This window comes from Azospirillum picis, assembly GCF_017876115.1.
GTDB classification, from domain to species: domain Bacteria; phylum Pseudomonadota; class Alphaproteobacteria; order Azospirillales; family Azospirillaceae; genus Azospirillum; species Azospirillum picis.
The window spans coordinates 33788-59183 of record NZ_JAGINO010000018.1; the positions used below are offsets into that span (position 1 = coordinate 33788).

General features: G+C 69.7%; 22 protein-coding genes and 1 tRNA gene. 12 read left to right on the forward strand and 11 right to left on the reverse strand.

Going from position 1 to position 25396, the window contains the following annotated elements; all coding sequences use genetic code 11:
• Positions 1–93 precede the first annotated feature (93 nt).
• Positions 94–1299 carry an aspartate transaminase gene (locus J2850_RS21635; protein WP_209986146.1) on the forward strand — a complete coding sequence of 402 codons (1206 nt, stop codon included), beginning with the start codon at positions 94–96 and terminating at the stop codon, positions 1297–1299.
• A gap of 227 nt (positions 1300–1526) precedes the next feature.
• Here the strand turns inward: J2850_RS21635 and J2850_RS21640 are convergent, their stop codons facing one another.
• Positions 1527–3566, reverse strand: coding sequence for an elongation factor G (locus J2850_RS21640; RefSeq protein ID WP_209986149.1), 2040 nt, complete (start codon positions 3564–3566; stop codon positions 1527–1529).
• Between the two features lie 640 nt (positions 3567–4206).
• Here J2850_RS21640 and J2850_RS21645 point away from each other — a divergent pair.
• The 3 genes from J2850_RS21645 (at position 4207) to J2850_RS21655 (ending at position 7140) form a co-directional block, all read left to right on the forward strand.
• The gene (locus J2850_RS21645) at positions 4207–4692 is read left to right on the forward strand and encodes a cache domain-containing protein (protein WP_209986152.1); all 486 of its coding nucleotides are present in this window, start codon (positions 4207–4209) and stop codon (positions 4690–4692) included.
• A gap of 30 nt (positions 4693–4722) precedes the next feature.
• Positions 4723–6492, forward strand: coding sequence for a methyl-accepting chemotaxis protein (locus J2850_RS21650; protein WP_209986155.1), 1770 nt, complete (start codon positions 4723–4725; stop codon positions 6490–6492).
• Positions 6493–6672: 180 nt separating this feature from the next.
• Positions 6673–7140 carry a Dps family protein gene (locus J2850_RS21655; protein WP_209986158.1) on the forward strand — a complete coding sequence of 156 codons (468 nt, stop codon included), beginning with the start codon at positions 6673–6675 and terminating at the stop codon, positions 7138–7140.
• An 84-nt stretch (positions 7141–7224) separates the two neighbouring features.
• Here J2850_RS21655 and J2850_RS21660 read toward each other — a convergent pair whose 3' ends face one another.
• Positions 7225–8868, reverse strand: a complete 1644-nt coding sequence (locus tag J2850_RS21660) for a sensor histidine kinase (protein ID WP_246513338.1) — start codon at positions 8866–8868, stop codon at positions 7225–7227.
• A 165-nt stretch (positions 8869–9033) separates the two neighbouring features.
• Here J2850_RS21660 and mtnA point away from each other — a divergent pair, with 165 nt between their 5' ends.
• Entirely contained in the window at positions 9034–10125 is a 1092-nt protein-coding gene (mtnA, locus tag J2850_RS21665) for an S-methyl-5-thioribose-1-phosphate isomerase (RefSeq protein WP_209986163.1), read from the forward strand.
• Positions 10126–10136: 11 nt separating this feature from the next.
• On the opposite strand, the gene J2850_RS21670 is transcribed toward mtnA, so the two are convergent.
• Positions 10137–10361 (reverse strand): hypothetical protein, encoded by a 225-nt coding sequence (locus tag J2850_RS21670; RefSeq protein WP_209986166.1) that lies wholly within the window; start codon positions 10359–10361, stop codon positions 10137–10139.
• Positions 10362–10735: 374 nt separating this feature from the next.
• Here J2850_RS21670 and J2850_RS21675 point away from each other — a divergent pair, with 374 nt between their 5' ends.
• A complete protein-coding gene (locus J2850_RS21675; RefSeq protein ID WP_246513339.1) occupies positions 10736–11005 on the forward strand; it encodes a hypothetical protein in 270 nt (89 codons plus the stop codon).
• Positions 11006–11037: 32 nt separating this feature from the next.
• On the opposite strand, the gene J2850_RS21680 is transcribed toward J2850_RS21675, so the two are convergent.
• Together J2850_RS21680 and J2850_RS21685 are read right to left on the reverse strand one after the other, a co-directional pair.
• On the reverse strand, positions 11038–11262 hold the full coding sequence (locus J2850_RS21680) for a hypothetical protein (protein WP_209986169.1): 225 nt from the start codon (positions 11260–11262) through the stop codon (positions 11038–11040).
• Between the two features lie 99 nt (positions 11263–11361).
• Positions 11362–13884 carry a methyl-accepting chemotaxis protein gene (locus J2850_RS21685; RefSeq protein ID WP_209986171.1) on the reverse strand — a complete coding sequence of 841 codons (2523 nt, stop codon included), beginning with the start codon at positions 13882–13884 and terminating at the stop codon, positions 11362–11364.
• A gap of 321 nt (positions 13885–14205) precedes the next feature.
• Between J2850_RS21685 and J2850_RS21690 the strand changes: the two genes are divergently transcribed.
• The 5 genes from J2850_RS21690 to J2850_RS21710 all read left to right on the forward strand — a co-directional run bounded on the left by J2850_RS21690 (position 14206) and on the right by J2850_RS21710 (position 19150).
• The gene (locus J2850_RS21690) at positions 14206–16062 is read left to right on the forward strand and encodes an ABCB family ABC transporter ATP-binding protein/permease (RefSeq protein ID WP_209986174.1); all 1857 of its coding nucleotides are present in this window, start codon (positions 14206–14208) and stop codon (positions 16060–16062) included.
• A gap of 27 nt (positions 16063–16089) precedes the next feature.
• Positions 16090–16662 (forward strand): biliverdin-producing heme oxygenase, encoded by a 573-nt coding sequence (locus J2850_RS21695; RefSeq protein ID WP_209986177.1) that lies wholly within the window; start codon positions 16090–16092, stop codon positions 16660–16662.
• Between the two features lie 82 nt (positions 16663–16744).
• Complete coding sequence (gene pyrF, locus J2850_RS21700) at positions 16745–17458, forward strand: orotidine-5'-phosphate decarboxylase (RefSeq protein ID WP_209986180.1); 714 nt, start codon at positions 16745–16747, stop codon at positions 17456–17458.
• Positions 17455–18099, forward strand: a complete 645-nt coding sequence (locus J2850_RS21705; RefSeq protein WP_209986183.1) for a phosphoribosylanthranilate isomerase — start codon at positions 17455–17457, stop codon at positions 18097–18099. The genes pyrF and J2850_RS21705 overlap by 4 nt, the downstream gene beginning before the upstream one ends.
• A 130-nt stretch (positions 18100–18229) precedes the next feature.
• A complete protein-coding gene (locus J2850_RS21710; RefSeq protein WP_209986187.1) occupies positions 18230–19150 on the forward strand; it encodes a diguanylate cyclase in 921 nt (306 codons plus the stop codon).
• Positions 19151–19192: 42 nt separating this feature from the next.
• Here J2850_RS21710 and J2850_RS21715 read toward each other — a convergent pair whose 3' ends face one another.
• The 5 genes from J2850_RS21715 to J2850_RS21735 form a co-directional block, all read right to left on the reverse strand.
• On the reverse strand, positions 19193–19807 hold the full coding sequence (locus J2850_RS21715) for a YgjV family protein (protein ID WP_209986190.1): 615 nt from the start codon (positions 19805–19807) through the stop codon (positions 19193–19195).
• A gap of 322 nt (positions 19808–20129) precedes the next feature.
• Entirely contained in the window at positions 20130–20522 is a 393-nt protein-coding gene (locus tag J2850_RS21720; RefSeq protein ID WP_209986193.1) for a winged helix-turn-helix domain-containing protein, read from the reverse strand.
• A 158-nt stretch (positions 20523–20680) separates the two neighbouring features.
• Positions 20681–21682 (reverse strand): glucokinase, encoded by a 1002-nt coding sequence (locus tag J2850_RS21725; RefSeq protein ID WP_209986196.1) that lies wholly within the window; start codon positions 21680–21682, stop codon positions 20681–20683.
• A 36-nt stretch (positions 21683–21718) separates the two neighbouring features.
• Positions 21719–23128, reverse strand: coding sequence for an alpha,alpha-trehalose-phosphate synthase (UDP-forming) (gene otsA / locus J2850_RS21730; protein ID WP_209986199.1), 1410 nt, complete (start codon positions 23126–23128; stop codon positions 21719–21721).
• A 545-nt stretch (positions 23129–23673) separates the two neighbouring features.
• Entirely contained in the window at positions 23674–24612 is a 939-nt protein-coding gene (locus J2850_RS21735) for an N-formylglutamate amidohydrolase (protein ID WP_209986202.1), read from the reverse strand.
• Between the two features lie 191 nt (positions 24613–24803).
• Here J2850_RS21735 and J2850_RS21740 point away from each other — a divergent pair.
• Positions 24804–24878: transfer RNA gene (locus J2850_RS21740), tRNA-Val, on the forward strand.
• Between the two features lie 110 nt (positions 24879–24988).
• Here the strand turns inward: J2850_RS21740 and J2850_RS21745 are convergent.
• A complete protein-coding gene (locus tag J2850_RS21745; protein WP_209986204.1) occupies positions 24989–25336 on the reverse strand; it encodes a hypothetical protein in 348 nt (115 codons plus the stop codon).
• Between the last annotated feature and the right edge of the window lie 60 nt (positions 25337–25396).

Genomic DNA, 25396 nt, shown 5'->3' on the forward strand with positions numbered 1-25396 from the left:
TAAGGTCCGGCCTCGCGCCTTCCACCCGGAGGAGCAGGCGTCGCACGACGTCTCCGCCACACCGTCACCACAGCCCTGAGGGGGCCCGCCGCCATGTCGATTATCGCGTCCCGTCTCTCGCGCATCAAGCCGTCGCCGACCATCGCCGTGACCAACAAAGCCCGCGAACTGAAGGCGGCCGGTCGCGACGTCATCGGCCTGGGTGCCGGCGAGCCGGACTTCGACACCCCCGACAACATCAAGGCCGCCGCCATCAAGGCGATCGAGTCCGGTGACACCAAATACACCGCGGTGGACGGCACGCCCGCGCTGAAGAAGGCGATCTGCGCCAAGTTCGAGCGTGAGAACGGCCTGAAATACACCCCCGACCAGATCACCGTCGGCGTCGGTGGCAAGCAGGTGCTGTACAACGCCCTGATGGCGACGCTGAATCCGGGCGACGAGGTCATCATCCCGGCCCCCTACTGGGTCAGCTATCCGGACATGGTGGAACTGGCGGAAGGCACGCCGGTCGCCGTGTCCTGCCCGGCCGAGCAGGGGTTCAAGCTGCAGCCCGCCGACCTGGAAAAGGCGATCACGCCGAAGACCAAGTGGCTGATCCTGAACTCGCCGTCGAACCCGTCGGGCGCCGCCTACACCCGCGCCGAGATGAAGGCGCTGACCGATGTGCTGGTCAAGCACCCGCATGTCTGGGTGATGACCGACGACATGTACGAGCACCTGCTGTATGACGGCCTGGAGTTCGTCACCCCGGCCCAGGTCGAGCCGTCGCTGTACGACCGCACCCTAACCGTCAACGGCGTGTCGAAGTCCTACGCGATGACCGGCTGGCGCATCGGCTATGCCGGCGGCCCAAAGGATCTGATCAAGGCCATCGGCGTGATCCAGAGCCAGTCGACCTCCAACCCGACCTCCATCGCCCAGGCCGCCGCCGTCGAAGCCCTGAACGGCCCGCAGGACTTCATCAAGGAGCGTGCGGAGGTGTTCCGCGAGCGCCGCGACCTGGTGGTGTCGATGCTGAACCAGGCCACCGGCCTGAGCTGCCCGAAGCCGGAAGGCGCCTTCTACGTCTATCCGTCCTGCGCCGGCACCATCGGCAAGAAGACCCCGGACGGCAAGGTGATCGGGACCGACGAGGATTTCGTCACCTACCTGCTGGAGTCGGAGGGCGTCGCCGTCGTCCAGGGGTCGGCATTCGGCCTCGCCCCGCATTTCCGCATCTCCTACGCGACCTCGACGGAAGCGCTGGAAGAGGCGTGCAAGCGCATCCAGCGCGCCTGCGGCAACCTGCGCGACTGATCCTCGCGCCGGGTTCGGAACAGGGAAGGGGCCGGCACCGCGGGGTGCCGGCCCCTTTTCCTTTCCGGGCGCCTCGTCGGGGCGCCCGCCTGCTTCCCGGTCCTCGCCTCGGCCCAACTGGCCCGTTTCCCACGGCGTTGCCCTTCAACCGGCCGCACGCCGGGCTTCATGGATATCGTTCCGCCGCGCCAACGCCCGCTGGACGGGCGATGGGCTTCGCTCGGCGGTCACTGGGCGGCCAGCATCTCCCGGCGGATTTCCACCGCGCGGTCGGCGGCCTTGCCGACCACCTCCTGCAGGCGGTCAAACTCGGCGCTGTAGCTGCCGACGCCGAAGGTCAGCGACCGCAGTTCGACGATCAGGTCATGCATGTCCGCCTGCGGCATGCATGCCTTCACCTCGTCCCAGCCCAGCCAGCCCGGCCGGGCATCGAACCCGAGCAACTGGCCGCGCCGGCCGCTGACCAGCCGCTGCACCTTCGGCGTGAAGATGCTGGGGACGGCGATGGTGACGGTCAGGATCGGCTCCAGCAGCACCGGCTCGCAGGCCGGCAGCGCCTCGGCCATCGCCTGCCGCGCCACGGTCTTGAAGGCCATGTCGGAGCTGTCGACGGCGTGGAACTGGCCGCCGGTGAGCCTGACGGCGAAGTCCACCACCGGGAAGCCCAGCGGGCCGCGGACCGCCGCCTCGCGCACGCCGGCCTCGACCGCCGGGATGTACTGGCGCGGCACGGCGCCGCCGACCACCGCATCCTCGAACCGGATGCCGGACCCCCGCGGCAGTGGACGGATCTCCACATGGATGTCGGCGAATTGGCCATGGCCGCCGGTCTGGCGTTTGAAACGGGCGTGATGGCTGCTGCCCTTGCGGATCGTTTCCTTGTAGGGCACCTGCGGCGGCTGGCCCTTCACCGGAACGTTGAAGCGGTTGCGAAGCCGGTCCATGGCCAGTTTCAGATGCACGTCGCCCTGGCCCCACAGGACCAGCTCGCCGGTTTCCCCGGACTGGTCGAGCGTCAGCGAGGGATCCTCCTCCCGCAGCTTCTGGAGGGCGGCGGACAGTTTCACCTCGTCGCTGCGGTTCTCGGCGCGCAGCGCCAGACCATGGACGGGCGCGGCGGCGGCCGGCCAGTCGGCGGGCGCCCCCAGGTTCGCCCGGTCGGTCAGCCGGTCGCCGGTCGTCGCCTTCTCCAGCCGGCCGAGGGCCACGAGGTCGCCGGCGACCGCCTGGGGCACCTTGGTCTGGTCGCGTCCGAACGGCTGGAAAATCCCTGACACCCGTTCGCCCGCCAGGGCCATGCCGTCGCTGACGGTGCCGCGCCAGACGCGCGCCAGGCTCAGCTTGCCGGCGTGGGACCCCATCATCGTCCTGACCACCTGGGCCGCCACCGCCGCATCCGCCGGGATGTTGGCGCGGGCCGCGGCGACGCCACACTCCGGCCCCTCGTGCCGCAGGGCCTTGAGCAGGCGCCGGATGCCGTTGTCGTTCTCGGCCGATCCGAAGAAGACCGGGACGATCAGGTCGTCGGCCAGCCCGTGCGCCAGCGTCTCGTAAAGCTCGGCGCTGTCGGGAGCCATTTCATCCAGCAGCTTTTCCAGGAGGGCATCGTCGAAATCGGCAGCCGACTCCATCATGGACTGCCGTGCTTGCGCCTCCCATTCCCTCGCCGCTTCCGGGACCGCGACGCGGTCGGAGGGCTGATGGGGCTTGAAGCGCCACGCCCGTTCGCTGACCAGGTCGATCAGCCCGGTGATCTGGCCGTTCTCGCGCATGGGCACCTCGCGCAGCACCAGCTTGCGGGTCGAGACCTCCTGGTAGGCGGTGACGACGTCGCGCACGCGCAGGTCGCCCAGAGTGTCGATCTTGTTGATGAACAGCAGGTGCGGGATGCGGTGGTCGTCCAGCATCTTGAAGAGGGGAGCCAGCAGCACCGCCTTCTCCGGCGCGGCCTCCGCGACCACCACGGCGATGTCGGCCGCCATGAGGGCCGCCTGTGCTTCGCCCGCCAGCTCGACAGAGCCGGGACAGTCCAGGATCGACCAGCGCTCCCCGAGATAGTCGAGGGAGGCGACGTTCAGTTCGGTGCTCATCGAGCGGGCCTTGGCCTCCGGCGAGGAGTCGCCCACGGCATTGCCGTCGCGCACGCTGCCCTTGCGGGTGATGGCACCGGCGGCGAACAGCAGGCTCTCCAGCAGCGTCGTCTTGCCGGAGAGATAGGGGCCGACCAGCGCCGCGCAGCGCGCCGTCCGGATTTGCGTATGCGGCATCAACACCTCCCGTGGAAGCTTGGGGCTGTCGTGGCTGGGCACGTGAGCCGGACGGCCGGGACCGGGTGGCTCCATGAGGGAGGCCGCGGGTCCGGACCGGTTGCCGGCTGCCCATGGCGGCCCGCTGGCATGTGGCGTCAGGCACTCGTTATGGCGTCAGGCGATCCGCGGGGGAGCCCTGGCCGGCCTTCCCCCTCTGCGCGCGTCATCAGCGCAAGTCATCAACGCACGTCGTCGGCATCCCCGTACTGCTGCCGCGCGGCGGAGGGAGTCCGGTTCGGGCGGAACACCCGCATCGGACCTTCGATGCTCCACCCGAAAAGCACGCCTGTCGACGGAAAAAAGGGGCGGCAAACCGTCACGCGCCGGTGCAAGGACGGAGCCGGCCTCCGCCCGCGAAGGCCGGCTTGCGGTGCGAAGGCGCGTGTTTCCATCGGGACGAAAGCGGAGAGACAACAGGCTGGGGTTGTGGTGGCCGGGCGGACTGTGACCGTAAGGAAATTCTTCTGACAAACTCCTGAAACCTTCAGGTAGCATATCGTTTAGGATTTTCTGCGCACCGGATGCTGCCGGTGCCCATCAACAATCAACAGGGCGCTCCTTGCGTTGGGGGGCAGTCCGGCTCATGGGGGACGTGCACATGCGCTCGTGGTTTCGCCTGCTGGCGGCTGGTCTGGTCACCGTCGGCATTGCCGTCTCGATTCCAGCCGTCTCGACTTCCAGCGTCGCCCAGGATGCCAAGCCGACCCGGGAGGAGGCCAAATCGGTGACCCTGAAGGCTGCCGACCTGATCACCCAAAAGGGGCTGGAGGAGGCGGCCAAGGCCTTCAATGCCGAGGGGCCGTTCAAGCACGGTGAACTCTACGTCAACGTCATCGATTTCGCGGGAGTCTGGAAGGTCTATCCGCCCCGGCCGGCCGGGGTCGGGCAGAGCGTCATCAACGTCAAGGATCCCGACGGGCGCTTTGTCGTGCAGGACGTCCTGGCGGTTGCCAAGGACAAAGGGGAGGGCTGGGTCGAATACCGCTGGCTGAATCCGGCCAGCAACAAGATCGAGCCGAAGGTCAGCTACGTGAAGCGCATTCCCGGCCAGGATCTGGTCGCCTACGTCGGCATCTACAGGTGACCGCAGCCATTCAAGCGGTGGAGGGTGAGGATGAGCAGCGGTGTCCTTGCGCGCCGGCCTGAATTCCGGGCCGGGTTTTCGCAGCCCGGGTTCTCGCAGGCCGGGTTTTCACTGGCTGGACTGTCGGTGGCCGGCCGGGTGTTTGCGGCTCCCCTGCTGGGGGTGCTGCTGATGGTGGCGGCGCTGGTGCTGGCCGACCGGGAGGCGGAGCGGTCGCTGGCCGCGGTCGACGCCATCCATCGCGAGGCAGCCGAGCGGCTCGGTCGCGTCGACCGCCTGGTCGCCATCGCCCAGTCCATCCACGGCGACGTGGCGCGCCACCTCGCCCTGTCCGGGTCCGGCATCGAGGAGTCGAGGCTCCAGGGGATGCGCGATGCGATCGCCGGCAAGCTGGGAGAGACAAGGGCGGGAACCGCCGAGTTGCGGGCGATGCCGCTGCCGGAGGCCGAGCGCACCATGCTCGACGAGCTGTCGGAACGGCTCGGCGCCTATGCGGCCGCGGTGGACGAGATGAACCAGATGGCGGCCATCGACCGCCTGATCGGCATCCCGATGATGGCTCACACCGACGACCGCTTCTCGGCCCTCATCGGCAAGATCGTGCAGACGCAGGAGGCGATCGGCCGCTCCACCGCGACGGCCATCCAGGCGACGCGCGATGCCGCGGCCGCGGCGCGGCTGCGGTTCGCCCTGGCGATGGGCGGGTTTCTGCTGGCGATGATGGCCGGCGGGCTGCTGCTTGCGCGCTCCATCACCCGTCCCTTGCGGCGGCTGTCGGACAACACCGCCGCATTGGCCGCGGGCCGGCTCGACACCGTGGTGGAAGGCGGCTGGATGCGCAACGAGATCGGCGCCATGGCCCGCGCGCTGGAGGTCTTCCAGGCCAATTCCCACGAGGTGCGGCGGCTGACCGCCGAGCAGGAGCGGCAGAAGGCGCAGGCGGAGGCGGAGAAACGGCGTGCCATCGACGAACTGGCCGACCTGCTCGAGGCGCAGGTCGCCGAGGTGGTGCAGCAGGTCGGCGCCGGCTCCCACCAGGTGCGCGGCAATGCGGCCGGCATGCTGGAGCGCGCCGTCGGCGCCGAACGCCAGGCTGCCGCGGTCGCGTCGGCCAGCGCCTTGGCAGGGGCCAGCGTGCAGACCGCCGCCGCCGCGACCGAGGAGATGTCGGCCTCCATCGCCGGGATCGGTGACCAGGTTCGCCGCTCCTTCGAGATCGTGCGCGGGGCGGTCACGGCGGTCGAGCAGGCGAACGGCCATGTCCTCGGGCTGTCGGACGCAGCGGCGCGAATCGGCGAGATCGTCGGCCTCATCAACTCCATCGCAGCGCAGACCAACCTGCTGGCGCTCAACGCCACCATCGAGGCGGCACGTGCCGGCGAGGCGGGCAGGGGCTTCGCCGTCGTGGCGACCGAAGTGAAGAACCTCGCCACCCAGACCGCCAAGGCGACCGAGGATATCGGAACGCAGATCGCTGCGATGCAGCAGGTGACCGGCGCCGCCGTCACCGCCGTCCGGGCGGTGGGGGAGACGGTCGTGTGCATCGACGAGATCGTCGGCTCCATCGCCGGGGCCATGGAGCAGCAGTCGGCCGCGACCCGGGAGATCACCCGCAACGTGCAGGAGGCAGCCGCCGGCACCCGCGAGGTTTCGCAGACCATCGCCGAGGTCTCGGCCAGCGCCGGAGAGACGGGAACCGCCGCCGGGGAGGTGCTGCGTGCGGCGGAACTGCTCGACGGTCAGGCGGCGACGCTGAACCGCGAGGTCAAGGGCTTCATCGGCCGCCTTCGCCGGGGATGACGGGGCGCAAGGTGGCATGTGCGACCTTTTGCATCCGGTGCTGCCCGGAAGTTTGCCTCAAGCGGGCTTGAAACCATGCGCCTGCGCCCAAGCTGATGTCCCGGGACCGCGGGGCGGCAGCCGGAGACGGCTGCGCCGACGCAGGCGTATGATGCAAGACCCAACAAGAAGGATCGAAGCATGAAGATCGACATCGGGATCTCGGACGCAGACCGCAAATCCATCGCCGACGGATTGAGCAAGGTTCTGGCCGACACCTTCGCCCTGTACGTCAAGACCCATTCGTTCCACTGGAACGTCACCGGGCCGATGTTCAACACGCTCCACACCATGTTCATGGACCAGTACACGGAGCTGTGGAACGCCCTCGACGAGATCGCCGAGCGCATCCGCGCGCTGGGCTATCCGGCGCCGGGCAGCTTCTCGCAGTTCGCCGAGCTGGCGACGATCAAGGAAGAAGCGGGCGTGCCCAAGGCCAACGACATGATCCGCCAGCTCGTCGAGGGTCATGAGGCCGCCGCCCGCACGATCCGCGGCGTCTTCCCGCTGGCCGAGGAAGGCAGCGACGAGCCGACCGCCGATCTGCTGACCCAGCGCCTGCAGATCCACGACAAGACGGCCTGGATGCTGCGCAGCCTGCTGGAGTAGTCCGGCCTCAAGCCTCACCCTTGATTCTTGCGTTTCTTGCGCGCCCCCGCCCGCCGGCTCGACCGTGGGCGGGGGCGTTCGCGTTCAGACGGCAGCCTGCTTGGCGTGCTGGCGAACCGGCTGGTCGGGGATCGTCAGGGTGAAGATGGTGCCGCCGTCGCGCTCGATCTTCAGCGTGGCGCCCGCCTGATGCGACAGGGCCTGCACCAGGTTCAGCCCGAGTCCGCTGCTGGCGCCGCCATGTCCGGGACGCTTGTGCTGGCTCGGCATGCCGGCCGGAAGGCCGACGCCGTCGTCGCGGACGATCAGCCGCATCCCACCCTCGTCGCGCTTCAACTGGACGCGGACGATCCCGGGGTGGCCATAGGGAAAGGCATGCAGCAGGGCGTTCGACACCAGCTCGCTGGTCGCGATGGCCAGCGGGGTGGCGCGGTCGGCGTCGACGATCCAGTCCTGCACCTCCAGCTCCAGCCGGGCCGCGGTCGGGTTGTCGGACCTGACGAGCCCGTCGCACATCTGGCGCAGGGCGTCGGCGAAGTTGATGTGCGCCGGCTCGTCCGAGCGATGGAGCAGTTCATGCAGCAGGCTCATGGTCTGGATGCGGCGCAGGCTTTCGTCGAAGCCGCGCCGGGCCTGCTCGTCGATGCGGGCCGCCTGCAGGCGCAGCAGGCTGCAGATGACCTGCAGGTTGTTCTTCACGCGGTGCTGCACCTCCTTCAGCAGCACCTCCTTGTCGGTCACCGCCGCTTCGAGCTGGGCATTGGCGCGCTCGAGCTGCGCGGTGCGGTGATGCACGTGTTCCTCAAGCGTGTCGTAGGCATGCTGGAGCGCATCCTCGGCCTCGCGCTCCCGCCGGGCGCGCTGGATGGCCAGCGCGCCGATCACCGCCACCGTGGCGCAGGCGGCGGCGGCGAAGGCGGCATAGATCCAGATCCGCTCGCTCCAGCGCCGCAGCACGCTGTCGGTCGCGATCGTGACCTCCGCCGACAGGCCGGTATCGCCGATCGGGCGGGACACCGTAATGTCGTCGGCATGGCCGATTTTGCCCTCGCCAGGGGTCCCGCCAATCGTGCCTCCCCCCTCCGGCTCGCGCAGGAGCGGCGTGCCGTCGGGCTGCCGCAGGGTGATGCTGTGGCCGTAGCCGACATCGAGCGAACGGTAGACGTCGCGGAAGGCACGCTCGTCCAGCCCGGCCACCGCCCAGCCGCGCAGGGCTCCCTCGCCGGTCAGCGGACGCGACAGCGTGACCACCGGGCGATCCCCCATCCGGCCCGCGCCGATCGCCCGTCCAGCCGGGGAGAGCGGCGGCCTTGCCGGCGAATCGGACCGGCTGCCGGCCGGCAGGCTCGACAGGCGCAGCGCGCCGGCGGCGTCGCGGATTTCCAGCCCGACCACGATGGGGGCGCTGTCCACCAGCCGGACCATGCGGTCCTGCACGGCGGCATCGTCGGGCAGCGGCGTGCCGTCGGCACCGCCGAGGCCGGCGATCTGGGTCAGCAGAAGGTCACCGGATTCGATCGACCGCACCGCATGCTCGGCCGCCAGCAGGGCGATGTTGCCGGCAACGCCGGTCGCCTGCCGCACCGCCTCGTCGCGGTCGCGCCAGGCAAAGACCGCCGACAGCCCGATCGTCAGCAGCACCGCTGCCGTACAGGCGATCAGGACCAGCGCTGAACCGGGGAGCCGGTAGAGCGGTGAGGGGTGGGAACGCAAGGTACGCAACGGCATCGTGTCGGAGACCATGTGGGATACGGCCAGTTCGGGCTTCGCCAGAAACGGTAACATCGCTTGGCGGGTGACGGTTCCGCCGCACGCTACCCGCGTTGCGGCCGCTCCGGCCACCACCTATTCTGGAGTGCCGACAACGGCATGCGGCAAGCGGAGGATGGATTTATGCGGATCGACGGTACGGCCTATCGCACCATCTGGCCGGAGGAGGACGGCAGCATCGCCATCATAGACCAGACCCGCCTGCCGCATGACTTTTCGGTGGTCCGGCTCACCACACTGGACGAGGCGGCGCATGCCATCCGCGCCATGCTGGTGCGCGGCGCGCCACTGATCGGTGCGGCGGCGGCCTATGGGGTGGCCCTGGCGCTTCGCACCGATTCCGGCGATGCCGGGCTGGAGGGGGCCTGCGCCACCTTGCTGGCGACCCGGCCGACCGCGGTTAACCTGCGCTGGGCGCTGGAACGGATGCGCGCCCGCCTGCTGCCGCTGCCCGAGTCGCAGCGCGTCGCCGCCGCCGAGGCCGAGGCCGCCGCCATCGCCGACGAGGACGTCGAGATCAACCGCGCCATCGGCGGCCATGGCGCCGCGTTGATCCGGGCCATCGCCGGCCGCAAGGCGCCGGGAGAGCCGGTCAACGTGCTCACCCACTGCAATGCCGGCTGGCTCGCTACGGTCGATTGGGGAACGGCCCTGGCGCCGGTCTATGCGGCCTTTGAACAGGGGATCCGGCTGCACGTCTGGGTGGACGAGACACGGCCGCGCAACCAGGGCGCCAGCCTGACCGCCTGGGAGCTGCGTCATCACGGCGTGCCGCACACCGTCATCGCCGACAATGCCGGCGGGCACCTGATGCAGCACGGCAAGGTGGACCTCTGCATCGTCGGCACCGACCGCACCACCGCGTCCGGCGACGTCTGCAACAAGATCGGCACCTACCTCAAGGCGCTGGCGGCGCACGACAACGGGATTCCCTTCTATGTCGGGCTGCCGTCGCCGACCATCGACTGGCGTATCGAGGACGGTCTCCGCCAGATCCCCATCGAGGAGCGCGACGGGCGTGAGGTGAGCGAACTGACCGGCCGGACCGCCGACGGCCGGATCGAGACGGTCCGGGTGACGCCTGACGGCAGTCCGGTCTCCAACTATGCCTTCGACGTCACGCCGGCACGGCTGGTCACGGGCCTGATCACCGAACGCGGCGTGTGCGCGGCGACGCGGGAAGGGCTGCTGGGACTGTTCCCGGAACAGGCGTGACGACGCCGGCGTCAGCCCCGTGAGGCCGCGGCACCGCGGCGCTCAGACAGCAGCCGTCGCCACAACGGCCTCGGCTGCTCCTCCGCCTGTTTGGCGTCCAGCCACTGGTCGGCCAGTTCGCGGACCTGCCAATCGCCGAGATAGCGCTCGCAGTCGATGGCGGTGTAGAGACGGACGCGGTCCCTCCCCAGCCGCTCGAAATATGCCAGCGTTCTTTGGCGGTCGATGTCTTCCATAGGCTCCGGTCGAAACGGTGTTTGCGGATCGGATACAGGCGATACCCGTTGCAGACCGGATATTGGGTGAGCCCAGCCACCTGTTCAATCGCCCCTTCGAGGCGGCCTCCTCACCGGAAGGGCTGGAAAAGCCGATCGGAAGAGGACGGGACACCCCTGGCGGCAGGCCGGGGCAGGAGCTGCCTCGCCATCCCACAGGATGCTGTATCCGCCATCGCGCGCGCCAATCCGGAGATGAATTCTTCTTGAGGATGGATGCGTTACCCCGAAATCGTCACAGCCGTGGGTCGGCAGGCTCACCAAACATAGGCGTGGCCGTTGCCGTGTCCTGCCGGACGCCCGCGGCCACGCCTATGTTCGAAGGAAGAGACACGATGAAGACGACCAAGCGGAAAACCGCGGTAGGGACCCTGGCTACCGGAATGCTGGCGCTGCTGGTCGGCGCAACGGCGCTCGGCGGTTGCTCCAACCTGAATCATCGGGAAAACCGCGCTCTCGCCGGCGGCGCCATCGGTGCGGCAGGCGGCGCGGCGGTCGGCGCCGTCACTGGTGGCAGCGCGGTCTATGGTGGACTGCTCGGCGGTGCCGCCGGTGCCGCGGTGGGCGCCCTGACCGCGGACGACGGGCACCGCCACCGCCGATAGGGAAGGCGCGGGCGCCCTTCAGTTGGCGCCCTTCAGTTCAAGGGGGCCGTGACCACGTCGACCGAGGTTTCCACCACGGTTCCGGCCACGTCGACGGCGGCGCCGGCGATGCTGGCGGCGCCGCTCGCGACACCGGTGACGGCGCCGCAGCCGGCCAGGGAAAGAAGGACCGGCACAGCGGCGGCCAGCCGGACAAGGCGGTGGCGGCAGCGCCGGACGGTCCCGGACCGTGCGGGCATCTTGGGCCAGTGGAACATCGACGCCTCCGAGAAAGAAAAACGGTGGCGATTGCATCACGCAATTGCCACCGTTTCGTTAATGCCGGCTTTTGGCGAAAAGGCCGGCGATGGTCCTGCTCAGAACTCCTTCCAGTCGTCGTCGTCGCTGACGCTGTGCTTCAGGACGGCAGCCGGGGCTGCGGCGGGAGCAGCCTGCGCCGGGGCGCGGACCGCCGGCTTGGCTGCCGCGCCGTTCCCGCGGGCGGCGGGCCTGGATGCCGCCTTCGTCGCGCCATGCGCCGCCACCGGCGCGCGGCGGCCGGCCGTCTGCACCGCGGCCGTCTGCACCGCGGCCGACGAGACGGCGGACGGCATGCCGGAGACGGCCGCGGCGCGCAGCGGGGCGGCGTAGCCGGCCGTCTGGTCGAGCCTGAAGAAGCCGATCAACCCCTTCAGGTCGCCGGCCTGGCCGCTCATCGCATGGGCGGCGGCGGTCGTCTCCTCGACCAGGGCCGCATTCTTCTGCGTCATCTCGTCCATGTTGGCGACCGTGGCATTGATCTCGTCAAGCGCGGTCGCCTGCTCGGCCGAGGCGGACGCCATCTCCGCGATCAGGGTCGCGACCTGCTGCACGCCCGACACGATGCCGTTCAGGGCGTCGCCGGCCTTGCTGACCAGATCCACGCCGTCCTTCACCTGGGCGTCGCTGTCCAGGATCAGGCCCTTGATCTCCTTCGACGCCTGGGCCGAGCGCTGGGCGAGCTGCCGAACCTCCTGGGCCACCACGGCGAAGCCGCGTCCGGCATCGCCGGCCCGTGCGGCCTCGACCGCGGCGTTCAAGGCCAGCAGGTTGGTCTGGAAGGCGATCTCGTCGATCACGCCGATGATGTCGGTGATCTTGCGGCTCGATTCCTCGATCCGGCGCATCGCCTCGATGGCGGAGCCGGCGACGCCGCCGCCGGACTCGGCGGAGCTGCGCGCCTGGGTCGCCATCACGTTGGCCCGCTGCGCATTGTCGGCGTTGGACCGCACGGTCGCCCCCAACTCCTCCATGCTCGCCGCGGTCTCCTCCAGCGAGGAGGCCTGCTGCTCGGTGCGGTCGGCAAGGTCGGAGGACCCCAGCGAAACCTCGGCCGCCGCATTGGCGATGGTTTCCGCCGCCTGGGTGATCTGCCCGACGATGTCGGCCAGCCGGCTGGAGGTGGCGTTGACGTCGGTCTTCACCTTCTCGAAGGCGCCCTGGTAGTCGCGGGTGACACGGCGGTTGAGATCGCCCTGGGCCAGCGCGCTCAGCACTTCGCCGAGGTCGGCGATCACCGCCTCGACCGTGTTGGTCAGGCGGTTGATGCCTTCCGACATGGTCTTGTAGAATCCGTCCTTGCCGGCGAGGTCGATGCGGCGGTTGAGGTCGCCCTTGGACACGGCGTCGATCAGGCCGGCGATCTCCTCGCCGATGGCCTGCTCGCGGGCGCGCTGGGCTTCGGCGGCGCTGCGCTCCGCCTCCAGCCGTTCGCGCTCGGCCTCGTCCATCCGCCTCTTCTCGATGGCGCTCTCCTTGAACACCAGCACCGCCTTGGCCATGCGGCCGATCTCGTCCCGGTTCTCCAGCGCCGGAACCGCGACGGTCAGGTTGCCGGCGGCCAGTTCGGTCATTGTGCTGGTCATGCCGACCACCGGACGCACGATGGAGCGCGCGGTGATCAGGGCGACCAGGATCCCCAGGACGAAGGCGCCCACCGCCATGCCGATCAGCAGGGTGGTGGTGCCTTCAATGTCGTTGCGCGCGGTGGTCAGCACCATGCCGCGCGTCTCGGCCTGCGAGGCGATGGTCTTGTCGACCAGGCCGGCGAACTCCTCCGCCTCCTTGGTCATCGTGCCGAAGGCCAGGGTCTGGGCCTCGTTGATGGCGGCCACGACGCGGGTGAAGCCGTCGAGATAGCGGGCGGCGACCTGCGACGCCTCCTCGACCTGGCGCTTGCGCACCGGATCGGTCATCTGGCCGGCCAGCGAGGCCGCCGTCCTGATGAAGCCGTCCATGCGGTCGCGCACCTCCTCGGCGGCCTTGGGCGTCTGTTCGTTCAGGAAGCGCTGGGCGCTCAGCCGCGCCATCATCAGCCCTTCCATCGCCTGGCCGGCCCGGGCGGCACCCTCGAAGTCACCGGCGGCGATGGCGCCTTCCATCACCGCGCTCATGCCCTCGCGCGCCTTCACGCCCAGCGGCGACACCTCCTCCGCCACCGTCCGGTCGCGCCGCTCGCGCGCCGTCACCAGCTTGGCGAAGTTCGCGATATAGGCGTCGAACTGCTGGATCATGCGGTCGAGGTTGGCGCGGCGGCCGGGATCCTGCGTGGCGTCGCGGACGACGCGCAGCGCATCCATCACCTTCTTCTGCTGGCCCTGGACCGTCTCGATCAGGGCGTTGCTGCCCGAGAAGGAATAGGTCACCACGTTGCGACGCATGTCCGCGACCGCGGAGTCCAGATCAGCGATCTGCAGGGAATTGTCGGAAATCGCGGCGTAGCGGCTGAAGCCGGCCTCCACCGTCGACATCGACCTGATCCCCAGCCCCGCCACCAGGGCAAGGAGCACGAGGATCAGCAGGAAGCCCACCTGGATGCGGGTGCCTACCTTGAAGCGGCCGGCGAAACTGGCGTTCTGCATGGGTAAAAGCCTTGGTCTGCGGAGCGGGGTCGAACGCGGTTACGCGCGGCAGAGTAGTGGAAAGTGGTTTCCAGTCCGTTTCCACCGGGGTAGGAAATGCGTGCGGCGCCGGCCAGACGCGCTGCAAAATCGTGTCAAAGCTGCGACATGCCCCTTTGACGGCGGCGGCCCGATCCCTAGTTTAGGTCGCCTGACCGGCATGTCCGGCGATCAGCCGCCCAGAAGGCCGGTTCCCTGTGGCGAACGGCCCGCCCGAGCGCAGGCCCCTCCCCGGATGCCGGCCCGATGTCCGCCGACCGCCCCCGCGAACCGAAGAGACCGATGCGCCGCAGCCTCCCGCCTTCCTCCGAAGACCGCGCCTCCTCCCGCCCGGCCGGCGACCTGCGCGCGGCCTTCCGCTCACTGGGTCCATATATCTGGCCGCGTGACAGCGTCGAGACGCGGATCCGGGTCGTCGTGGCGATGCTGCTGCTGGTGGGGGCGAAAGTCGCCAACGTCTATGTGCCGATCTTCTACAAGCATGCGGTCGACGCGCTGACGCCGGGCAGCACCCCCGGCGCCGCGGTCGCGATTCCGCTGGGGCTGATCGTCGCCTACGGCCTCGCCCGCGTCACGTCGCTGGTCTTCGCCGAACTGCGCGACGCCGTCTTCGCCACGGTGGCGCAACGGACGATCCGCAAGGTCGCGCTGTCGGTGTTCCAGCACCTGCACGCGCTGTCGCTGCGCTTCCACCTCGAACGCCAGACCGGCGGCCTGACCCGCTCGCTGGAACGCGGCACCCGCGCCATCGAATCGCTGCTGCGCTACACCCTGTTCTCCATCGCGCCGACGCTGGTCGAGATCGCGCTGGTCTGCGCCATCCTGTGGAAGCTGTTCAGCATCTGGTTCGCGCTGGCGACCTTCGTCACCGTGGTCGGCTACATCCTCTATACCTTCTTCGTCTCGGAATGGCGCATCAAGTTCCGCCGCGAGATGAACGAGACGGACAGCAAGGCCAACACCAAGGCGATCGACAGCCTGCTGAACTACGAGACGGTCAAGTATTTCGGCAACGAGGAGCATGAGGCGCGGCGCTACGACGGCGCGCTGCAGAGCTACGAGAAGGCGGCGGTGCGCAGCCAGCAGAGCCTGTCGCTGCTGAACGTCGGCCAGTCCGCGATCATCTCGCTGGGGCTGGCGGTGGTGATGGGCATGGCCGCCAGGGGCATCGTCGACGGCAGCATGTCGCTCGGCGACTTCGTGCTGGTGAACACCTACCTGCTGCAGCTCTACCAGCCGCTGAACTTCTTCGGCGTCGTCTATCGCGAGATCAAGCAGTCGCTGATCGACATCGAATCGATGGTGACGCTGCTGGCGGTCGACCGCGAGGTCGCCGACGCGCCCCATGCCAGGCCGTTGGCGGCCGGGGGAGCGGAACTGCGCTTCGAGAATGTCGAGTTCGGCTACGATCCGCGCCGGCCGATCCTGAAGGGCGTCAGCTTCACCGTGCCGGCCGGCCGGACGGTCGCCATCGTCGGCCCGTCGGGAGCCGGCAAGTCGACCATCAGCCGGCTGCTGTTCCGCTTCTACGACGTGAATGGCGGCCGGGTGCTGATAGACGGCCAGGACATCCGCGACGTCACCCAGGCGTCGCTGCGCGGCGCCATCGGCATCGTCCCGCAGGACACCGTGCTGTTCAACGACACGGTCTTCTACAACATCGCCTACGGCCGGCCGGGCGCCAGCCCGGCGGAGGTGGAGCGGGCGGCGCGGCTGGCCCACATCCACGACTTCATCATGGCGTTGCCCGACGGCTACCAGACCACGGTGGGCGAACGAGGGCTGAAGCTGTCCGGCGGCGAGAAGCAGCGTGTCGCCATCGCCCGCACCATCCTGAAGGATCCGGCCATCCTGCTGTTCGACGAGGCGACCAGCGCGCTCGACACCCATACCGAACGGGAAATCCAGGCCAATCTGCGCGAGGTCAGCCGTGGCCGCACCACGCTGGTGATCGCGCACCGGCTGTCCACGGTGATCGACGCCGACGAGATCCTGGTGCTGGAGGCCGGCCGGGTGATCGAGCGTGGATGCCACGCCGACCTGCTGGCGGCCCGCGGCGCCTACGCGGCCTTGTGGTCGCGGCAGCAGGAATCGAGCCAGGGACCCACGCCCCTGCCGGGCGTGCTGGCCCCGACCTGACGCGACCAGACCGACGAAAAGGACATCATGGGACCGGCAAGACAGGCGCTGCGCACGGCCACACGGGCGATCCACGAGCGGCTGGACCGGGCGGCGGTCCTGCAGCCGTTGGTCCGGTCCGACATCACGCCGCAGCAATATGTCCGGGCGCTGGCCGTGCTCTACGGCTTCAACGCGCCGGTTGAGCGGGCGCTCGACCGGGGCGGCGAGGGCGCAGGCGCGGCCGCAAGGCTGGAGCTGCTGCGCGACGACCTGCGGGTGCTGGGCGCCGACCCCGGCGCGCTGCCCGAGATGACCGGACTGCCGCCGCTGGACAGCCCGGCGGCACGGCTGGCCGCGCGCTACGTGCTGGACGGCTCCGCCCACGGCGGCCGGGCGATGCTGCCGGGGATCAAGCGCGCCCTCGGCTTCGACGGCGGCCACGGGGCCTGCTTCCTGGCATCGGACGGGCTCGACATGGTCGGGGCCTGGAAGGCGCTGATGGCCCGGCTTGAGGTGGAGCTGGCGGATCCGGCGGCGCTCGCCGACGCGTGCGACACCGCCGTCGCGCTGTTTGCGGCATTGGAGCGCTGGACGGAGGAGCAGCGGGCCGCGGTGTGACCTCCTCCCGCGCGCTGGCATGGCGCCGCGTCCCTTGCTAGGGTGCCGCACCTTCCGCTTCCTGGTTCGGAGACGCTCTCCCATGACCGCGCCCGCCTCGCGCATCTATTGCTCCGTCGACACCACAGAGATCGACGCCGCCCGCCGCATCGCCGGGCAGGTGGCCGGGACGGTCGGCGGCATCAAGCTGGGACTGGAATTCTTCATCGCCCAGGGGCCGGCCGGAGTCCGCGCGGTGGTGGGGGAGGACGGTCCGCCGCTGTTCCTGGATCTCAAGCTGCACGACATCCCGAACACGGTGGCCGGCGGCGTGCGCGCGGCGCTGCCGCTGAAGCCGGCCTTCATGACCATCCACAGTTCCGGCGGGCCGGCGATGATGCGCGCGGCGGCCGAGGCTGCGGCCGCGGCCGGCGGCGAGCGGCCGAAGATCCTCGCCGTCACCGTCCTGACCAGCCTGGACGAGGGGGACCTCGGCGCCGTCGGCCAGTCGGTACCGGTGGCCGAGCAGGTGGTGCGGCTGGCCCGGCTGGCCCGGGACTCCGGCGTGGACGGCATCGTCTGCTCGCCGGCCGAGGTGGCGCTGGTGCGTGCGGCCTGCGGGCCGGACTTCATCCTGATGGTCCCCGGCATCCGCCCGGCCTGGGCCGCCACCAACGACCAGAAGCGCTTCATGACGCCGGCGGAGGCGCTGGCCGCCGGCGCCGACCATCTCGTCATCGGCCGCCCGATCACCGCGGCCCCCGACCCGGCCGCCGCCGCCCGCCGCATCGTCGGTGAAATCGAGGAGGCCGCATGAACGTCGCCGCCAAGATCTGCGGGCTGAGCGAACCCGCGAGCCTGCGCGCCGCCGTCGCCGGGGGCGCACGCTATGTCGGTTTCGTCTTCTTCCCGCGCAGCCCCCGCGCCGTCGCTCCGCCGCTCGCGGCGGAACTCGCCCGGCTGGTGCCCACCGGCGTGCGCTCCGTCGGCCTGTTCGTCGATCCGGATGACGAGTTCCTGGAGCATGTGACCGGGCAGGTGCCGCTCGACCTCATCCAGCTCCACGGCGGCGAGACCCCGCGCCGCATCGCCGAGATCAAGGGCCGCTACGCGCTTCCGGTGATGAAGGCGGTCAAGATCGGCGGGCCGGAGGATCTGGCCGCCGCGATGGAGGCGGCCGAGGTCGCGGACCGGCTGCTGTTCGACGCCAAGCCGCCGGCCAAGGTGTCGGCGCTGCCCGGCGGAAACGGCATTGCCTTCGACTGGACCATCCTGGCCGGCCGTGACTGGCCGCGTCCCTGGATGCTGTCGGGCGGCCTGACCGCAGAGAACGTCGCCGAGGCGGTGCGCGTCACCGGCGCCACCGAGGTCGACGTGTCGTCGGGGGTGGAGGATCGGCCCGGCCACAAGGATCCGGCATTGATCCAGGCCTTCCTTTCGGCGGTGGCCGGGCTCTGAGCCCGCTGCGGGCGGCCTGCGGAAAGCCGCCCATGCGCCAACCTGTGCCGGAAGAGGATCTGTTCCGAGTGACGCCTCGGCCTATCTTGGTCGCATGGCGAGACCCCGCGGCATCGGGTAGGATGCGGCCATGAGCGGTTCGACCAGCGATCCCAACGTTCCCTCCACGACCGAGACGCTCGGCGCCGTGCTCGACGAGCATCTGCGCTGGGTCGGGCAATGGCAGCGCGCGGTCTTCTACCGAAACGGCATCGGCGGCGAACGGGCGTCCGCTCCCGCGTCCTTCATCGCCTGGTGCCAGGCCGCCCAGCGCGACGACCTGCTGCAGCAGCCGGCGGTGCAGAAGCTGGCCACGCTGCACGAACAGATGCACCGTCAGGCGCGGCTGGTCCTGCTGAAGGCCCAGGGCGGCGACCTGCCGACCGAAGCCGAGTACCAGGGGGTGATCGGCCGGTTCGAGGAGTTCATGCTGCATCTGCGCCGGATGGAGCGCGCCTTCGCCGCAGCGGCGTCCGGTCTCGATCCGCTGACCGGCCTGCGCACCCGCCGCGGCATGGCCGAGGCGCTGGAGCGCGAGCACAACCGCTTCCGCCGCGCCGGCCAGCCCTTCTGCGTCGCGCTGTGCGACATCGACAAGTTCAAGGGCATCAACGACACCTACGGCCACGACATCGGCGACCGGGTTCTTGCCGCCACCGCCGCCGTCATCAGCCGGGGCGTGCGCAGCTTCGACGAAGCCTTCCGCATGGGCGGGGAGGAATTCCTGGTCTGCCTCAAGGAGACCGGCATCGACGAGGGCTATGCCGTGATCGAACGGCTGCGCATCGACCTCATGCGGTCGCCGGTGACGCTGCCCGACGGCCGGGTGATCCCGGTCACCGCCTCCTTCGGCCTTGTCGAGGCGGCGGCCGACCTGACGGTCGACGACCTGGTGGTCTGTGCCGACCGTGCCCTCTACCAGGCAAAGCACTCCGGCCGGAACCGCGTCATCCGCTATGGTCTCGACCGGCCGGAGCACAAGCCGGTGCCCGCCAAGGCCGGGCGGGGATAGCGAGGACCGCCGGCGCAAGGTGCCGGCCGTGCAAACTGCCGGCTACGCCGCCGCCGCCGTGGGCGTCGTCACCGACGCCGCCAGGGGCGCCGCCAGGGGCGCCGCCACGGGGGGCGCCGGGATGGTGGCCGTGGAAGCGGTGGCCGCCGCGCGCCGGCTGCCGCGCAGGCGCAGCAGATTGCCGGCGGCGGAGAAGGCGTCGGATGCCATGGCGAAGGGCGACATCACCAGGGCGTTGTGGCTGATCCAGAAGACGCCGGCCGCCAGCAGCAGCATGCGCATGCGCACCGCGTCGGACTGCCAGCGGGCCAGGGTGGAAAAGGTGATGCCGAGGCTGGACAGCGCCGACGGAAGCCCGGACCAGGTCGCTCCGGCGATCACCGCGATGCCCGGCACCGTGGCGATGAAAACCGCCGTCTGCCAGCGGCTGCGCCCTTCCGGGATCGCCGCCAGCGCTTGCGCCACCACCAGCAGGCATAGCGCTGCCGCGGTGTGGGCGCCGAGCAGCACATAGTGGGTGATGAACATCAGGTTGGTCAGGGCCTGCCCCGCCAGCAGGGAGCGGCGCCCCTTCATCAGCGGCCACAGGCACGAACCGGCGAATGCGGCAGCGCCGAAGGCATCGGCGATCGAGAAGGACGGCAGGTGGGACAGCATGATGAGGGCTGGTCGCGGAGGTTGGGGCTGCGGGCAGGCGTCACCGTCCGGCCGCCCGCCTGGGTGCCGGGTTCGGATCTTCCGGAAAGGGAGTGTTGCCGCCCGGCCACGTTGGCACTGGTCTGCAACAGAGGCAGATCTACGCTTGGCAGTGCTCCCGCACCAACGGCCTTCATGGTGACCAGGGCTGCGCCGCCGGCATGGAAGAAAAAAGCGATCGGAACGGACGGGGTGGCTTGGGCGGACGCCGGGCTTGGCCACGCCGTGAGGTGCCGGGGTCAGGCGTATCGGGGTCAAGGCGTATCGGGACCAGGTGACGGGCTTACGGTTCGGGCTGCGCCCCGCCAGCGTCGCTGCTCCCGGCGTCGCCCTCGCCGTCCTCCTTCAGCGCCTGGTCCAGCCAGCGCAAGTGCGGTTCCGCCGCCCGGCGGGCCTCTTCCTGCACCTGACGGTACCGGGCGACGACTTCCTGGCCGAGCGCGGTCAATCCGGCGCCGCCGCCCTCCCGCCCGCCGACGCTGGTGCGGATCACCGGCTCGCGGAAAGCGGTGTTCATCGTCTCCACCAGGAACCAGGCGCGCCTGAAGGTCATGTCCAGCGACCGCGCCGCAGCCGAGATCGATCCGGTGCGGTCGATGGCTTCGAGAAGCGCGATCTTGCCGGGGCCGATCGCGCCCGACGGGTGCAGGAAACGGACGCGAAGATCGGTCGACATGATGCTCCGTTGCGGTCGTCGGTTTCGGCCTGGAGCGTGATCGCTTCAAGCGGCACCGCTTGAAACGATCACACGGAAAACCAAAAGCCTAGAGTCTGTCCCGTGCCGCTGGCTCCCGTCCCCGGGGCCTCGTCCGTACCCGTACGGCGCAGGAGGGCTCAGTCGGTCTCGGCCGCCTCGGCCAGGCCGAGGAAGGCCGGCAGGTCATGGGTGATGACATAGGTCGGGATCGGCGCCAGGAAGTCGCGCATCCGTCCTTTCTCGACGAAGCGCTTGCGGAAGCGGGAGTGGGTGAACAGGTTGCCCAGCTTCGGCACGATGCCGCCCGCGATGTAGATGCCGCCGCGCGCGCCGAGCGTCAGCGCCAGGTTGCCGGCCACGGTGCCGAGCATGGCGCAGAACATCTCCACCGCTTCCGTGCAATGGGGTTCGGTGCCGGCCAGCGCATGGTCGGTGATCTCGGCCGGGGTGAGGGAGGCCGGCTCGCGGCCGTCGATGATCGACAGCGCCTGGTAGAGGTTGATCAGTCCCGGTCCCGACAGCACCCGTTCGGCCGAGACATGATCGAAGCTTTTGCGCAACTGCGCGAGCACGCTGCTCTCGCGGTCGCTGACCGGCGCCATGGTTGTATGGCCGCCCTCGCCCGACAGCGCGGTCCAGCGTCCTCCGGCCGCGGGAACGAGGCCCGACACGCCGAGGCCGCTGCCCGGCCCCAGGACGCCGACGACCATTCCAGCCAGGGGGGTGCCGTCGCCGACCTGCCGCAGGTCCTCCGGCGCCAGCCGCGGAACCGACAGGGCGACCGCCGTGAAGTCGTTGATGACCTTCAGCCCCTCCAGGCCCAGCGCGTTGCGCACCTGGCCGACGGAGAACTCCCAGACGAGGTTGGTCATGGCGATGCGGTCGCCGGTCACCGGCCCGGCGACGGCGAAGGCGCCGCGCCGCGGCCGGCCCGGGGTGCCGTGCGCCGCCAGCCCGGCCGCCGTGAGATAGGCGGTCGCCGCATCCTCGATCGACGCGTAGTTGGCGCAGCGCAGCACGCGGACCTCGCGGACCACGCGCCCGTCGATCAGGCCGAAGCGCGCGTTGGTGCCGCCGATGTCGGCGACGAGAATGGGGGAGCCGGCGGCGGGAACGATGGGGGTGTGATCGGCGGTCATGGCTGCGGGTCTGTCGCTGGTGGGCCGGACGGAGCGTCAGGTGGCCGGAAAGTCATACGGTGCGCGCGTCAGCGCGTCCACATAGCTTTCACGCCACCAGCCGATGTGGTGCGACCGCAGCGTCCGCATCATCGCGGCGTGACGTTCCTTGCGCTCGCCGAGCGGCATGGTCAGCGCCCGCTGCAGCGCATCGCCGACGCCCTCGATGTCGAAGGGGTTGACGATCAGCGCCTCACCCAGTTCCTGCGCCGCGCCGGCGAACTGCGACAGGACCAGCACGCCCGGGTCTTCGGCATCCTGGCAGGCGACATATTCCTTGGCGACCAGGTTCATGCCGTCGCGCAGCGGCGTCACCAGCCCGACATTCGCCAGACGGTAGAAGCCGGCCAGCACGCGCTGGCCGAAACTGCGGTTCAGGTAGCGGATCGGCTGCCAGTCGAATTCCGCGAAGCGGCCGTTGATGCGGCCGGCCATCTCCGACAGCTCGCGGCGGATGGCGATGTATTCCGGCACATCCTCGCGGCTCGGCGGGGCGACCTGCAGGAAGGTGACGCGGTTGCAATGCTCCGGATAGCTTTCCAGCAGCTGCTCGAAGGCGGCGAAGCGCTGCGGCAGCCCCTTGGAATAGTCCAGCCGGTCGACGCCGATGATCAGGCGGCGGCCGACCAGGCTTTCGCGCAGCCGCTCGGCCTGGCGCGAGCGGCCGGCGGTGCGGGCCAGGCTTTCCAGCGCCTCGGTGTCGATGCTGATCGGGAAGACCTTCGCCAGCAGGGTGCGGCCGAAGGCGCGGATGATCGCGCTGCCGTAGGCGCCGCGCTGCTCGACCTGCCCGTCGGTCTCGCGGCGGATGTAGTCGCAGAAGCCGCGCAGGTCGGTGGCGGTGTGGAAGCCGACCAGATCGTAGGCGCACAGCTCGCGCACCAGGTCGCGGTGGTTGGGCAGGGCGGTCAGAAGTTCCGGTGGCGGGAAGGGCGTGTGCAGGAAGAAGCCCATGCGCTGCGAGCAGCCGCGGCGGCGCAGCTCGTCGCCGAAGGGGATCAGGTGGTAGTCGTGCACCCAGATCATGTCGTCGGCGCGCAGCAGCGGCTCCAGCTTGTCGGCGAAGTAGGCGTTGACCCGCTCGTACCCCTCGCGCGTGCGCCGGTTCACCGAGATCAGCCCGAGCCGGTAATGGAACAGCGGCCATAAGGTCTGGTTGGCGAAGCCGTTGTAGTATTCCTCGTGGTCGCGGCGGCCGAGATCCAGGGTGGCGTAGGTCAGCTTGCCCGCCTCCGTCCGGGTCGGTTCCGCCTGCGACTCCCCGTCGACGACCTTTCCGCTCCACCCGAACCAAATTCCCCCGGTCTTCTTCAGCGCGGCCAGGATGGCGACGGCAAGACCGCCGGCGGCCTGCTTGCCCTCTTCCACAAGGGCCACCCGGTTGGAAACGACGACGAGCCTGCTCACGATGTTCTTCTCCTTATTGGCCGCCGGCAGGGCGTTCCGCAGCCCTCGGATCGGCAGGGCGGCGGGGGGTGCCCCGGTATCGCTCCAGCCTGCGGGCCAAGTGCGAAACGAGCGTCGGCGAGCTTGGTTCCGAAGACCGGCCATACAGTCCAAAGCACCATGCCCTCATGACCATTGGGTCAGGGTTCTCCATGAAAGGTAATGGTGCGGCGCAGCATGATTCCCGAGCGAACTATCCGGTTGGCGATAGGTGGGTTCGCCTTAACTCAATGAAACCTTTGAGAAATCCTTTTTTCCTTGAAGCCCGGCGGCGGCACATTCATATTGTGCAGTGCGGCAACGGTCATGCTGTCGGCATGGTCGTTGGCGTAACGCACTTCTTGGGCGTTTCCTCCCTAGACTGAGGCCGCGGGTTCGCCCGCGGCCCTTTTTTTGTCCAAACCGCGGCGTGCGGACAGCCAAGGCACAGGTTCCGGCGACGGCGACCCGTGGCAATCCTCGGGCGGGGGCGCAAGTCCGCCATGGGGCCCGGCGGCTCCACCCGGTCAGCGCGGACCCAGCCCGTCGGAGGGGAGCAGGCCCAGGGTATCGACCAGGGCGGTCATGTGGCGTGACAGCACGTCGAGGTATGGCAGCCGGGTCAACGTCGCCTCGTCCATGTAGAGGTCGCGGGCGATCTCGATCTGCAGCGCGTGGATGCCCTGGCGTGGCCGGCCGTAGTGGCGCGTGGTGTAGCCGCCGGCATAGGGATTGTTGCGGCTGACGGCGTAGCCGAGCCCGCGCAGGAAATCCTCCGCGGCGTCGATGATCGCCGGGGCGCAGGCGTTGCCGAAGCAGTCGCCGAGCACGATCTCCGGCTGGTTGCCGCGGCTGCCGCCGCGCCCGCCTTTGGTGCCGGCGGCGGTGTTCGGCGCCGACGACGGCATGGAATGGCAGTCGACCAGCAGGGCGTGGCCGAAGGCGTCGCGCGTCTCGTCGACCAGCCGGCGCAGGGCGGCATGGTAGGGCAGGTAGCAACGGTTGATGCGGTCGAGCGCCTCGGCGAAACGCAGCCTGCCCTTGTAGATGTCCTCGCCGTTGGCGACGACCCGGGCGATGGTGCCGAGCCCTGCCGCCACGCGCGGGGAGCGGCTGTTGACGTAGGCCGGGAGCGGATCGGCGAACATTTCCGGATCCAGTTCGTAGGCCTCGCGGTTGACGTCCAGATAGGCGCGCGGGAACAGGGCGCGGATCAGCGGGGCGCCCAGCCCGGGGGAAAAGGCGAAGATTTGGTCGACGAAGCAATCCTCGGACTTGCGCAGTGCCTGCGCATCGAGCCGCGAGGAGGCCAGGAAGCCGGCGGAATAGGCGTTTCCGCTGTGCGGCGAGGCCAGCACGAGCGGAAGCCTCCGGCACGGCGGGGCCAGAATCTCGAAGGCCGGGGCGTCGATTGCCGGATCGGACCCGGCGCCGGCGTCGCGTTGCGCGTCGAAGGAGGCATCCATAGGCCAATGATGTAATGGACGCAGGCCCCGCTGTCACTGGACTGGCCGCCCAACCGCCGCTGGCGGCCGGAAAAAAGCAGGGGCGGCGAAGATTCCTCAACAAAGGGCTTGCGCGCCGGCCCGGGGGTGGGTATACACCCGCCCACGCCGGACGGAACGACGCCAAGCGCTCCTCCACCGGCCGATACAGTGGGCGGTTAGCTCAGCGGGAGAGCACTACGTTGACATCGTAGGGGTCACTGGTTCAATCCCAGTACCGCCCACCATTCTGAAGGCCGCGAACCTCAACGGGTTCGCGGCCTTCTCCCGTTCTGGGGATGAGGCTTCGCCCGGCGGCGTCCCTTGCCAAGCCGCCCCGGTGCCCGGCGCGGCCATCCTATTGCCTGATCAGCCAGGGATGCGGCACCTCGCTGGGGGCGATTTCCGTGCCGTCGGGCCGAAGCCCCTGGCCGACGCGGACCATGCCGCCGGCCGGGCTGGCGGCCCTACCTTGAGCCGCAGTGCCGCCCTGCCGTGTGTCGAGCGCCACCGTATCCTTTTCCGGATCGACGGCGCGTGGCGCCCCGGCCGGCATCGCCGCGTTTGGCAGTGCTGCGGTCTGCGGAGCCGCCATGCTTCCCGTCACCGTCTCTCCCGCCGCCGGTCCCGCGTTCCACAGCATCACCGCCAACGGCGCCGTGATCGACACCGCCAGCCGCCGGAACTCCGCGCCATTCCAGTTCATACCCGCCTCCATGGTCAATGCCGGCCCGTGGCCGCTCCCGTCTCCCTCGGCCTCCCGCCG